At 71.6% G+C, this 11,906-nt stretch carries 9 protein-coding genes; 3 read left to right on the top strand and 6 right to left on the bottom strand.

The genetic code is table 11. The features are described from left to right. Positions 1 to 11: 11 nt before the first annotated feature. Together hutI and hutU are read right to left on the bottom strand one after the other, a co-directional pair. Positions 12 to 1,262 carry an imidazolonepropionase gene (hutI, locus tag PPSIR1_RS06515; protein ID WP_006970209.1) on the bottom strand — a complete coding sequence of 417 codons (1,251 nt, stop codon included), beginning with the start codon at positions 1,260 to 1,262 and terminating at the stop codon, positions 12 to 14. Positions 1,263 to 1,264: 2 nt separating this feature from the next. Continuing rightward, complete coding sequence (hutU, locus tag PPSIR1_RS06510; protein WP_006970208.1) at positions 1,265 to 2,980, bottom strand: urocanate hydratase; 1,716 nt, start codon at positions 2,978 to 2,980, stop codon at positions 1,265 to 1,267. A gap of 114 nt (positions 2,981 to 3,094) precedes the next feature. Here hutU and PPSIR1_RS06505 point away from each other — a divergent pair, with 114 nt between their 5' ends. Further along, positions 3,095 to 3,943, top strand: a complete 849-nt coding sequence (locus PPSIR1_RS06505; RefSeq protein ID WP_006970207.1) for a fatty acid desaturase — start codon at positions 3,095 to 3,097, stop codon at positions 3,941 to 3,943. A 563-nt stretch (positions 3,944 to 4,506) separates the two neighbouring features. Here PPSIR1_RS06505 and PPSIR1_RS06500 read toward each other — a convergent pair. From PPSIR1_RS06500 to PPSIR1_RS06490, 3 genes are read right to left on the bottom strand one after another with little or no spacing between them, the layout of a single operon-like run. After that, positions 4,507 to 5,967, bottom strand: coding sequence for a hypothetical protein (locus tag PPSIR1_RS06500; RefSeq protein WP_232296440.1), 1,461 nt, complete (start codon positions 5,965 to 5,967; stop codon positions 4,507 to 4,509). Between the two features lie 5 nt (positions 5,968 to 5,972). Further along, a complete protein-coding gene (locus tag PPSIR1_RS41970) occupies positions 5,973 to 7,484 on the bottom strand; it encodes a sensor histidine kinase (RefSeq protein ID WP_006970205.1) in 1,512 nt (503 codons plus the stop codon). Between the two features lie 19 nt (positions 7,485 to 7,503). Then, on the bottom strand, positions 7,504 to 7,719 hold the full coding sequence (locus tag PPSIR1_RS06490) for a hypothetical protein (protein WP_006970204.1): 216 nt from the start codon (positions 7,717 to 7,719) through the stop codon (positions 7,504 to 7,506). Positions 7,720 to 7,964: 245 nt separating this feature from the next. Here PPSIR1_RS06490 and PPSIR1_RS06485 point away from each other — a divergent pair, with 245 nt between their 5' ends. Then, complete coding sequence (locus PPSIR1_RS06485; RefSeq protein WP_006970203.1) at positions 7,965 to 8,588, top strand: class I SAM-dependent methyltransferase; 624 nt, start codon at positions 7,965 to 7,967, stop codon at positions 8,586 to 8,588. After that, positions 8,588 to 10,216, top strand: coding sequence for a hypothetical protein (locus PPSIR1_RS06480; protein ID WP_006970202.1), 1,629 nt, complete (start codon positions 8,588 to 8,590; stop codon positions 10,214 to 10,216). Before PPSIR1_RS06485 ends, PPSIR1_RS06480 begins: the two co-directional genes overlap by 1 nt. A gap of 442 nt (positions 10,217 to 10,658) precedes the next feature. Here the strand turns inward: PPSIR1_RS06480 and PPSIR1_RS49170 are convergent, their stop codons facing one another. Continuing rightward, on the bottom strand, positions 10,659 to 11,801 hold the full coding sequence (locus tag PPSIR1_RS49170) for a hypothetical protein (RefSeq protein ID WP_006970201.1): 1,143 nt from the start codon (positions 11,799 to 11,801) through the stop codon (positions 10,659 to 10,661). Between the last annotated feature and the right edge of the window lie 105 nt (positions 11,802 to 11,906).

The following is an 11,906-nucleotide window of genomic DNA, read 5'->3' as shown; positions in this document are numbered from 1 at the left end:
ATTCTCAGCCGTTAGCCGACCACGCGCTCGCCGCGAGAGTAGACCGCCCCGATGAGGGGTGAGCCCGCGTGGTAGACGAGATCGCGGTAGTCGTCGGTCTCGAGCACGAGCAGGTCCGCGCTCATGCCCTCGACCAGGCGCCCGACCTCGCCGGCCAGGCCCAGGGAGGCCGCGGCGTTGTGCGTCGCCGCGACCACGGCCTCGGCGGGGGCGAGCTTGTTGCCGTAGCAGGCCAGGGCCAGGACCATCGAGAGGTTCTCGAAGGCGCACGAGCCCGGGTTGCAGTCGGTCGCGATGGCCACGGGCACGCCGTCCTCGACGAGGGCCCGGCCGTCGGCGAAGGGCTTGCCCAGGACCATGGAGGTCCCGGGCAGCATGGTCGCGACCACGCCGGCCTCGCGCAGCATCGCCCGCTCCTCGCCGCTCAGGTAGAGCAGGTGATCGGCCGAGGCCGCGCCGAACTCCGCGGCCAGCTCGGCCCCGCCGGTGTGCCCGAACTCGTTGGCGTGCACGCGCAGCGACAGGCCCAGGCCGTGGGCGGCGTCGAGGACCATGGCCCCCTCGGTCTTGGTGAAGGCCCCGCGATCGCAAAACACGTCGGCGTAGTCGGCCAGGCCGGCCTCGACCACGGCGGGGAGGATGACGGTGCAGACCTCGTCGATGAATTTCGCCCGCGCGGCTCGGGAGCCCCGGGCCTCCTGGGGGATGGCGTGGGCGGCCAGGCAGGTCGCCTTGACGCGAAAGCCGGCCTCGTCGCGCAGGCGCCGGGCGACCCGCAGCTGGCGCAGCTCGGACTCGAGGTCCAGGCCGTAGCCGCTCTTGATCTCGAAGGTCGTGGCCCCGCACGCGCGCATCCGGGTGATCCGGCGCAGGCTCTGGGCGTAGAGCTCGTCCTCGCTGGTCGCCCGGGTCTGGCGGACGCTCGACAGGATGCCCCCGCCGGCGGCGAAGATGGCCTCGTAGTCGGCCCCGCCCAGGCGCAGCTCGAGCTCGTCGCGGCGGTGCCCGGCCCACACCAGGTGGGTGTGCGGGTCGACGAGGGCCGGCATCAACACCTTGCCGGCGCAGTCGAGGGTCTCGACGCCGGGAAAGCGCGCGGCGTCGAACTCGGCGTGGGGGCCGACCCAGGCGATGCGCTCGCCCTCGACGACCACGGTGGCGTGCTCGAGCATGGCCAGCTCGGCCATGGCGGCCCCGGCCCGCGGGGCCTGGTCGCCGGCGAGGGTCAGCACCTGCGCGGCCTTGGTCAGCGCGACGGCCATGGTCAACCCGCGTCTCCGGACGGCGCGGGCGGCCCGTCGGGCACGGCCGCGGTGTGCACGGTGACCCCGGGGATCTTCACGTCCGTGCCCTGGACGAAGCGGTTCGCCTCCTCGTAGCCCGCGTCGACGTGGCGGACCACGCCCATGCCCGGGTCCGAGGTCAGCACCCGCTCGAGCCGGCGCTGGGCGGCCTCGCTGCCGTCGGCGACCACGACCATGCCGGCGTGGATGCTGTAGCCCATGCCCACGCCGCCGCCGTGGTGGACCGAGACCCAGCTGGCCCCGCACGCGGTGTTGATCATCGCGTTGAGGATCGGCCAGTCGGCGATGGCGTCGGAGCCGTCCTTCATGGCCTCGGTCTCGCGGTTGGGCGAGGCCACGGAGCCGCAGTCGAGGTGATCGCGGCCGATGACCACCGGGGCTTTGAGCTCGCCGCTCTTGACCATCTCGTTGAAGCGCAGCCCGGCCTTGACCCGCTCGCCGTAGCCGAGCCAGCAGATCCGCGCGGGCAGGCCCTGCCACGCGACCTGCTCCCCGGCCATGGTGATCCACTTGCGCAGGTGCTCGTTGTCGGGGAAGAGCTCGAGGATCGCCCTGTCCGTGGCGTAGATGTCCTCGGGGTCGCCGGACAGCGCCGCCCAGCGGAACGGGCCCTTGCCCTCGCAAAACAGCGGGCGGATGTACTCGGGGATGAAGCCCTTGATCTCGAAGGCGTCCTCGACCCCGGCCTCGACGGCGAAGGCCCGGATGTTGTTGCCGTAGTCGAAGGCGACGGCGCCCGCTTTTTGCATCGCGCGCATGGCCGCGACGTGCTTGGCCATGGCGGCCTTGGACCGCTGGATGTAGCCCTCGGGGTCGGACTCGCGCAGGGCCGCGGCCTCGGCGAGGTCGAGCCCGTCGGGCACGTAGCCGACCAGGGGGTCGTGGGCGCTGGTCTGATCCGTGACCACGTCGGGGGTGACACCGCGACGCACGAGCTCGGGCAGGACCTCGGCGCAGTTGCCCTCGAGCCCGACGCTGAGCGCCTCGCCCTTGGCCGTGGCCGCCTCGATCCACGCGAGGGCCTCGTCGAGGTCCCTGGTCGCCTTCATCAGGTAGCGGTGGTCGAGGCGCCGCTGGATGCGGTCCGGGTCGACCTCGACGCACAAGATCGCGCCGCCGGCCATGGTCGCGGCCAGGGGCTGGGCGCCGCCCATGCCCCCGAGGCCGCCGGTGAGCACGAACTTGCCCGACAGGTCGCCGCCGAAGTGGGTGCGCCCGCAGGCCGCGAAGGTCTCGTAGGTGCCCTGCAAGATCCCCTGGGTGCCGATGTAGATCCAGCTGCCCGCGGTCATCTGCCCGAACATGGTCAGGCCCATGGCCTCGAGGCGGTGGTGCTCCTCCCAGGTCGCCCACTTGGGGACCAGCAGCGAGTTCGCCAGCAGCACCCGGGGGGCGTCGGCGTGGCTGCGGAAGATGCCCACGGGGCGACCGGACTGGACCAGCAGGGTCTCGTCGTCGCCCAGATCGCGGAGCGAGGCGACGATGCGGTGGTAGTCGGGCCACGAGCGCGCGGCCTTGCCCGTGCCGCCGTAGACCACCAGCTTCTCCGGGGCTTCGGCCACCTCGTTGTCGAGGTTGTTCATCAGCATGCGCAGGGCGGCCTCCTGGACCCAGCCCTTGCACGAGATCTCGGTGCCGCGGGGGGCACGAATGTTCGGGCGCGCGTCGGTCGACATTGGCGAGACGCTACCAAAATAAAACCCGGCTGCTCACCTGGTCTCGGGGCCGCCCCGGGTGTCCAAACCCCGTGAAAAAGCGCGCGCAGCCCCCTTGCTACTCTCCGTGGTCCGATGCGTCTGCGCCCATCGATCGACGCGCTCTTGCGCCGCCATGGCTCGCCGGCCCTGACCCACGGCCTGCTGCTCGGCATGCTCGCCGCCCACTTCGCGCTGCTCGTCTACGCGCCGCTTTGGCTCGCCTTTGTGCCCGGGGTCTTGCTCGTCCACCGCGTCGGCATCCTCGGCCACGAGTACATCCACGGGATCCCCCTGAAGCAGACCCGCCACTGTCTCGCCGTGGTGACGGCGCTCGACGGCGTGATGACGCTGTTCGGCGTCTACGAGCTCTACCGCGGCATGCACCTGGCCCACCACCGCTGGCTCAACCAAGCGGGCGACCCGGCCATGGAGCACACCGAGCGCGAGCGCGCCCGCGGCCTCCGGGCCTTGCTCGGCGCGGGCGAGGTCGGCAAGACCCTCGGCCAGCTCTCGCTGGCGTTGCGTGGTCAGCACTCGCACGCCCGCGCGCGCCGAATTGTCTTTGGCGCGCTGGCCTCGCTGGCCTGGATCGGCGCGTGGGCCTACCTCGGCCGCCTCGACGTCCCGCTGCACAACGCGCTCATCGTGGTCGTCACGGCCGCCGTGCCCTCGAGCTTGCGCGCGGCGATCGAGCACAACGCGGAGCCCACCAGCCCCGCCTTCGCCAACGAGTACGAGGTGCTGATCTCGCTGCTCAACCTCAACCGGCACGTCCACCACCACCTCGAGCCCGGCCGCCCCTGGTACGCGCTCGAGTTCAAGACCGACCGACCCCTCCCGTGGACGTGCTACTTCACGCACTGGTACCGCGTGCACGTCACCCGCGAGTTCACCACGATGCAGCCGCCGCGCCGCTCCGAGCCTCGCAGCCTCGACGAGTGACACCACGGGGCTCGGCGGTCGAGCAGCGCGTGCGTGGCCTCGACGCCTTGCCCCCGAGCGAGGCGCCGCCCGCCCTCAGATCAGATCAGCGCCTGTGCATGAATCCACAGCCCCTGACTATTCTAGCCGTCGTGGACGACGCCACGCCCTCCCTGCCCCACGTCCTCGACTCAGGGGCTGTCAACGAACCCACGGCCCCTGACTATTTTAGCCGTCGTGGACGACGCCACGCCCTCCCTGCCCCACGTCCTCGACTCAGGGGCTGTCAACGAACCCACGCCCCCGCTCGCGGGGGCGACCACATGCCCTCTCAATGGCACGAACTCCATTGCCCACCAAGCCAAAGCGGAGGAGCGGACAGCGACGAAGCGCCCCCGGTCCTCAGATGCCCGTGGGGGCAAAGTAGAACTCAGGGGCTGTCAAGGAATCCACGCCCCCCCTCGCGGGGGCGACCACATGCCCTCTCAATGGCACGAACTCCATTGCCCACCAAGCCAAAGCGGAGGAGCGGACAGCGACGAAGCGCCCCCGGTCCTCAGATGCCCGTGGGGGCAAAGTAGAACTCAGCCCAGGAACATCCGCAGCACCGCGCCGCGGGTCAGGATGTTCGACATCAGCAGCGCCTTGCCGTCCGGCGCCTGGAACATGTCGAGGTTGCTCGTGAACGGGTCGTCCTCGTCGACCATGCCGCCGTCGAGCATGCGCCGGGCCAGGCTCAGGACCAGCCAGCCCTTGACCGAGTCGTCCGTGGGCACGCGGATGAAAAAGCCCGCGTAGTCGTAGACCACCGCGGCCATCATCATGCCCTCGGGGTCGGGCAGCAGCTTGGCCATGGCGCCCAGGCTGCCCATCATGTCCTCCATCGCCGAGGGCGCGACCACGGTCATGAACGCGACGTCGGCGGGGACCTGCATCAGCAGCGCGCGCATCGCCTCGCTGACCCGGTCCTGGCCGTGGGCGCGGGCGTGGAGCAGGCCGGGGACGAGGGCCTCGGGGGCGAGGATGAGCTCGTTGCGATCGAAGCTGACGATCTGGACCTTGGCGCCCTCGTACTCGGCGCCCGCGAGGGTCCACAGGCGCAGCTTGTCGCGCATGATCGAGGTCATCGCCGCCGGATCCCGGCCGGGGATCTCGGGGGTCGGCTCGAGGATCAGCCGGCCGGCCTCGGTGGACGCGGCGAGCTTGGCCTCGAGCTCGTCGACGCGGAGCACGGCGACGGACTGGGTCGCGTCCTCGTGGTGACGCGCGCCGAGGAAGGCCGAGAAGCCGCGCAGGTCGGTGACGTCGAGGGCCGCGGCGAGCTGGCAAAAGCCCGCGTCGTAGATCGAGGGCGCCTCGTCCTCGTCGCCGTCCTCGTCGTTGCCCCGAGAAAAGCGCTGCTCCCGGCGGGCCTTGGCCTTCTCGTAGGCCTCGCGCTCCTCCTCGCTCATCGCCGCGAGCTTGGCCGCGCGCCGCTCCTCCCGGCGGGCCTTGGCCGCCTCCGAGAGCTGCTCGCGCCGGGCCTCGTCGCAGGTGAACATCATGTCCTTGGCGTCCGCGGGCAGGTCCGCGTGCAGGCGGCTGGCCTCGAGGCGGGTGACGTCGACCATGAACATCGAGGTCACCGACTCGGGCACGAAGCGGCTGCCGTAGGGCACGACCCCCGCGCTGCCGAAGTCCATGCCCACGTCCCAAAACTCGCGCAGCAGCAAGGTCGCGCGCTCTTGCTGGTCGTCGCGGCGGTAGAGCTCGACGAGGCGGAAGATGGCGTCGCCGACCAGGTCGCGGCGCGGCTCGGCCATGGCGCTCTTGGTGCTCAGCTCGACGAGCTGCTCGAAGTAGTCGATGGCGCACTCGTCCCGCTCGACCACGTCCATGCAGTCGCGCCCGTGGCGATAGAGGCGCTCGGCCTCGCTCTCCCCCGGCCGGACCACGGAGGCGCGCTGGACCTCGTCGGCCTGCCAGCGCGCTTGCTGGGTCCAACAACCGCCGAGTGACAGCGAAGCGACCGCCAGGGCCGCCAGAGAGAGTCGGGGTCGCGGCATGGAGCTCATGTAGCAGCTTCGGCGGGCAGGCGCAGGCGAAAGCGGGCCCCGGGCAGAGAGGCGGGGCGGGGGGCCCCCTCGACATGACTCAGGCTCCCGCCCATGCGCTCGGCGAGGCCCTGGGAGATCGCCAGACCCAGGCCCGTGCCCTGCCCGGCGCTGCGGGTGGTGAAGAAGGGCTCGAACAGGCGCTCGACGACCTCGGGGGGGACGCCGGGGCCGTTGTCGACGACCTCGATGTCGACCCAGCGCCGCGCCTCGCCGTCATGCTCGGTCTCGGCCTTCCGGACCTCGATGCGCACCTCGGGGGCGTCGGCGTGCTCGCGCACCGCGTGGGCGCCGTTGAGCACGAGGTTGATCAAGATCTGCTCGACGAGGCTCGGATCGGCGAACACCGCCAGCTCCGCGTCGCCCTCGTCGAGCGCGAGGCGGACCCCGGCGCAGCGCGGGTCGGCGCGCAGCAGGGCGAACACCTCGCGGGCCTGGGTCCACGGCGAGAAGCGCTGGGACTCGACCGCCGCGGGCTTCGAGTAGTCGAGGAGCTGGGCGACGATGCCCTGGATGCGCTGGGTCTGGGCGCCGACGCGCGTGAGCAGGTCGCGGGCCTCCTCGGACAGCTCGGGCTCGCCGAGCAGCAGCTCGGTGTAGCCGACCACCGCCGCCAGCGGGTTGCCGACCTCGTGGGCCACGCCCGCGGCCAGGCGCCCGACCGCGGCCATCCGCTCGGAGCGCTGGAGCTCGCGGCTCTGCTCGGCCAGCGCCCGCTCCTTGGTGCGCAGCGAGGCGGTCATGACGTTGAAGCGCTCGGCCAGCTCGCGCAGCTCGGCGGGGCCGTCGGTCGGGGCCTCGACCTCGAGGGAGCCGCCCGCGACCTCGGCCACCGCCCGCTCCAGGCTGCGCATCGGCCGGAGCACCTGGACCTCGAGCAGCAGCCCGCCGAGGACCAGCAGCAGGCAGCCGACCCCGCCCGCGACGATCAGGGTGTTGCGCCAGTCCAGGGTCCGCGTCCACGGGGAGTGCTCGGCGACCATGCGCAGCACCACCCGCTCGCCGCCGAGGGTCGGCACGGGCTCGTCGAGGACCAGCAGGTTCCACTTGCCCAGCAGGCTGTCGTCGACCTGCGGCGCCGACAAGCTCGGGTCGAGGGGCGGCAGCGCGTCGAAGTCGGTGTGCACGCCCACGCCGACGATGCGCTCGAACTCCCCGTCGCCGCGCTCGCGGTGGAGCACGTAGCTGACCCCGAGCAGCCCGGCCGAGTTGCCCAGCAGCTCCTCGACCTCGCCGCGCTCGAAGTCCCCGCCCCGGAAGTTGCGACCGGTGAGCACGGCGAGCTGGCGGGCGTGGCTCTGGAGGCGCTCGACCTCCTGCTGGTCGTGGCGGCGGCCGCCGAGGAGCTCCGCCGCGAAGGACAGCGAGACCGCGGCCATGACCAGGATGATCGCGAGCACGGCGATGAGCTCGACGCGGAGGCTCGAGCGCGGGGGATTCGTGCCTGCCTTCGCCTTCGACCGCGCCATGTCCAACCAGTCGAGCCCGTCAGCGCTGGAGGATCTTCAGCTTCGCCGAGCGCACGCCTCGGGTCGGCCCCTGGGGCGCGCTGCGGACCAGCGCCGGCGCCTGCTCGCAGCTCGAGCAGCCCGAGACCTCCCGCTGCTTCCCGATCCGCAGCCAGCCGAACACCAGCCAGGCCGCCGCGCCCGCGAGGGTCAGCGCGGTCGCGAATTCGTGGAACCACTCGGGCAGCGCGAGCACGAAGGCGAGCCTAGCAGGACCCGACGGCCGAGCTCGTCAACTCGCTGATTTTGGCAGACAGCGCGCATGCTCGGCGACTTGCGGCGTGTTCGCTAGAGGCGAGGTTCCACGGCCGTGCCCCTCGCCAGCCGACCCTCCCCCATCCTGGGGGCTCGCGGGAGCCGGCGCGCCCCGGGCCCAAGTCCAAGTACACTCCCCGCCATGGCCGCCCGCCGGTTTGGCGGGAGCCCGAGGCAACGCCAGCCATGGGCCTGTACGAACGCCGCATCTGCCCCCACGTGACCGAGCTCGCCCTGCGCGGCGGCTGGGCCCACAAATTGCGCCGCCAGCTGCTCGCCCCCGTCGCCGGCCGCGTGCTCGAGATCGGCTTCGGGACCGGGCTCAACCTCCAGCACTACACCGACGCGGTCACCGAGCTGGCCATCCTCGACCCCGGCGAAGGCATGCACCGCCTCGCCCGCGAGCGCATCGCCGCCAGCCCCCTCGCCATCGAGGCCCACCGCCTCGGCGCCGAGTCCCTGCCCTTCCCCGACGCGCGCTTCGACGCCGTGGTCTGCACCTTCACGCTGTGCACCGTGGCCGATCCGAGCGCCGTCGCCCGCGAGCTCCACCGCGTGCTCGTGCCCTCGGGCAGCCTCCACCTCGTCGAGCACGTCGGCTCCTCGAGCCCGAGGCTGCGCCGCTGGCAAGACCGCCTCAACCCCGTGCAAAAGCTCGTCGCCTGCGGCTGCAACCTCAACCGCGAGGTCGAGCCGCTCCTCGAGGCGGCCGGCTTCGGTTCGCTCGCGCTCGAGCGCCTGAGCGAGCCGAGGATGCCGCCCCTGCTCCGCGAGCTCGTCCGCGGCACGGCCCACAAAGGAGCGGCCTGATGGCCGATCTACGCTTCGAGGTCGGCGCCCTCGTCATGTGCAACTTTGGGCCGAGCGGCTGGAAGCTCGGGCGGGTCATCGCGCTGCGCTACCGCGAACGGGGCTGGCCAGCCGAGATGGACGCGCCCTACCAAGTCGCGCTCGAGGCCGACCACGCCCTCATCTACGTCCCGGAGGACGACGCCCGCTACTGCCGCGAGGCCAGCCCCGAGGAGCTGAGGATCGCCCGCCGCCTGGACGCCCTCGCGGCGCTGCCGGGCCCAGCGGGAACGGAGCTCGAGTCGAGCGCCCATGCAGCCCCCGCGTCGCTCGGCTGCGCGGGCGTCCCGACCCACGCTGGCAGCCCGGGCTACCGCGACGGGCGCTGCCACGGCTGCCACTGCTGCCCCCCGAGCTGGTCCAGCGTCGAGCTCTACAGCGAGCACTACCGCTGCGCGGCCCGCAATGGACTCCGGGTCACGCGGCGCGCGGTCGACCTCGGCACGGTCCGCGTCGGGGGCTCGGTCCACCACCGCGCCGGCGAGGACGCCCCCAACGAGGGCTTCATGCAGTGCCCCACGCTGGTCCGCCTCCCCCCGGGCCTGCGCTTTACCGACGACGGCTCCCTCGTTGGCGCGGTGCGCTTCGACCCCCACCGAGGGCCGACCTACGGGGTCGAGTTCGTCGCGGTCAGCACGGCCGCCTGGGACGACCCCGAGGTCGGCCTCGTGCGCCTGGAGCTTCGCCTCGCCGTCGAGGGCAACGAGGCCCCCGACACCTTCGACGTCGACGCCTTCGCGCAGGCGCAGCAGCGAGCCCGCGCCGCGGCCGATCGCAGCCTCGATGCGCTCAGCGACACCTGGGAGCGGTGGGAGCGGGGAGCCCTGGGCAACCGCGACACCTGCGAGCAGATGTGCGCCGAGCTCGGCCAGCTGCGGGCGCTGCTCGAGCGACACCCTCGCCTCGACGGCGGCCGGTGGTGGGGCCTGCTCGGCGGCTTTCACATGAACGTGCACAAGCTCCTCGAGAACACCCTGTTCGAGTGCGAGCTCTACCTCGGCCACGCGCTCACCTTTGGGGACCCCGAGGTCCGGGCCCTCGCCGAGGCGAACCTCGCGGGCTGCTACCAAAAGCGCCTGCTCGAGGCGGCGCGTTTTGTGTGGATGGACGGGGTCGAGCAGATGCTCCGGGGCGAGTGGGCCGCGGCTGCGCGGCGGCTGAGCCTCGCCGCCGCCAAGGTCGACGGGTGGGGCTGGGCGGTGAACTTTGGCGACATCTGGCTCAGCGAGGCGGCCGCGCGGCTCGTACACGGAGCGCGGCTCGGAGCCCCCGAGGGCGCGCGATGGATCACCGAGGCCGCCCAGCTTCAGGCCAAGGCTGCCGCGCGGGCCGACGAAGCGGAGGTCTTTGGGCCCGGAGGCCACCCCTGGGCCGCCGAGCTCGGCGAAGCCCTCGCCACCTACCGCGATCTCCAGGATAGCGGCGCCGGCACGGCTGGCTGGCTCGAAGCCCTCGAGTCGCGGACCACCTATTGGTGCGCCCAGATCCTCGGCGGGGCGTCCCCCTTCCCGCCCCAGCCGAGGCCTCGGCGCGAGGACGCGGCCGCACTGACTCGGCGCCTGAACGACCTCGTCAGAGCCTGTGAATGAATCCACAGGCTCTGTCTGTTTTGGCCTTCGTGGACGACGCCACGCCCTCCCTGCCCCACATCCTCGACTCAGAGGGTCGGCCAAAACGAGTTTGGCCAACCCTCTGTCTGCTTTAGCCGTCGTGGACGACGCCACGCCCTCCCTGCCCCACGTCCTCGACTCACTCTTCGCTGGGCAGCGCGCTGACCTGCTGGGCGCAGCGCGTCGCCATCGCCGAGTCGGCCTGCTGCGCGCAATAGGCGTAGGCCCCGGCGGCCGCCTCGCGCTACCGAGCGGTCAGTTTCGTACCAGAGACTGTCAACGACAATCCACGCCCCCGCTCGCGGGGGCGACCACATGCCCTCTCAATGGCACGAGCTCCATTGCCCACCAAGCCAAAGCGGAGGAGCGGACAGCGACGAAGCGCCCCCGGTCCCAAACGGCTGTGGGGGCAAAGGAGAATTCACTGCGGCGGGAAGCCCCAGCTGCACCACCCGCAGCCCAGCTGCTCCCAGGAGTTGCAGGTGTTGACCTCATCGCCCACGTCGAGGCCCTCGACGAAGGCGTCGATGAGCGCGGGGTCGAGCTGCTCGTTGTCGTGGAGCTCGAGGTCGTTGGACACGGTGGTCAAGCTCGGCGCCCCGTCGAGGCTGACGAGCGTGGGGTTGGCCGAGATCTCCAGAGAGCTCGCCGCCGTCAGCGAGTCGAGGCCGCTGAGATCGCTGAGGCTGTCCAGGCCCACGGGCACCGCGTCGTACTCGGACCACTGGCAGCCGCCGATGGTCATCTTCCCGCCGACCTCGACGAGGGCGTTCAAGCCCTGCAAGGAGGCGAGCGCGGGGTTGCCCTGGAGGTGGAAGTTGTGGCCCGTGCTCTCGAGGGCGCTGAGGCCCCACAGCGAGACCAGGTTGTCGTGGTAGCTCAGCTCGAGGGTCGAGCCGACGGTGTGGAGGTGCTCGAGGCCGTCGACGGTCTCGAAGGCGTTGTAGCGGAGGAAGAACAGGCCGCCGATGTGCTCGAGGCAGCCGATGGCGCTGAGGTTGGGGAGCGCCTCGGCGTCGGCGTTGTGGTAGATGAGCACGTCGCCGTCGACGGTCTGGAGGTGCTCGAGCACGCTCAGGATCGACCCGTCATCGATCGAGCGGATGCGCAGCTCCCCGGTGATGTGGGTGAGGCAGGCGGGCAGGTCGACGGGCTCGGCGTCTTCGAGGATCAGGTCGCCGTCGAGGGTCCAGGGGTCGGCGCAGGGCTCACACACTTTTGGGTCTGCCGGCCCCGGGAGCGGGTCGCCGGTCTCGGACTCTGTCGACTCCGACTCTGACTCCGTCGACTCCGACTCCGACTCCGATTCCGACTCCGTGTCCGTCGACTCCGACTCCGTGTCCGTCGACTCCTCCGTGTCCGTCGACTCCGTGTCCGTCGACTCCGACTCCGTCGACTCCGACTCCGTCGACTCCGACTCCGTCGACTCCTCCGTGTCCGTGTCCGTCGACTCCTCCGTGTCCGTGTCCGTCGACTCCTCCGTGCCCGCGACCTCGTCCCCGGCTCCCTCCCCCGGGTCGATCAGGGACCGGCCACACGCCGTCCCCAGCAGGGCCAAGACCACCACGCTCCCTCTCCGCCAGTCCAAGTGCATGAATTGGAGTTAGCAGGCCCCGCTCCCAACTCCAAGGCTTTCGGGGCCAGCGCGGCGTTTAAAGTTTCTCGGGAA

It is taken from the genome of Plesiocystis pacifica SIR-1, assembly GCF_000170895.1.
Taxonomy (GTDB): domain Bacteria; phylum Myxococcota_A; class Polyangia; order Nannocystales; family Nannocystaceae; genus Plesiocystis; species Plesiocystis pacifica.
Note: the sequence above shows the minus strand (reverse complement) of the source record. Positions and strands in the feature narration are given on the sequence as shown.

What these genes read in the sequence shown, in the direction of transcription:
- PPSIR1_RS06485 (WP_006970203.1), top strand. Translation starts at nt 7,965, where the DNA reads ATGGGCCTGTACGAACGCCGCATCTGCCCCCACGTGACCGAGCTCGCC.
- PPSIR1_RS06505 (WP_006970207.1), top strand. Translation starts at nt 3,095, where the DNA reads ATGCGTCTGCGCCCATCGATCGACGCGCTCTTGCGCCGCCATGGCTCG.
- PPSIR1_RS06500 (WP_232296440.1), bottom strand. Translation starts at nt 5,967, where the DNA reads ATGCCGCGACCCCGACTCTCTCTGGCGGCCCTGGCGGTCGCTTCGCTG.
- hutU (WP_006970208.1), bottom strand. Translation starts at nt 2,980, where the DNA reads ATGTCGACCGACGCGCGCCCGAACATTCGTGCCCCCCGCGGCACCGAG.
- hutI (WP_006970209.1), bottom strand. Translation starts at nt 1,262, where the DNA reads ATGGCCGTCGCGCTGACCAAGGCCGCGCAGGTGCTGACCCTCGCCGGC.
- PPSIR1_RS41970 (WP_006970205.1), bottom strand. Translation starts at nt 7,484, where the DNA reads ATGGCGCGGTCGAAGGCGAAGGCAGGCACGAATCCCCCGCGCTCGAGC.
- PPSIR1_RS06480 (WP_006970202.1), top strand. Translation starts at nt 8,588, where the DNA reads ATGGCCGATCTACGCTTCGAGGTCGGCGCCCTCGTCATGTGCAACTTT.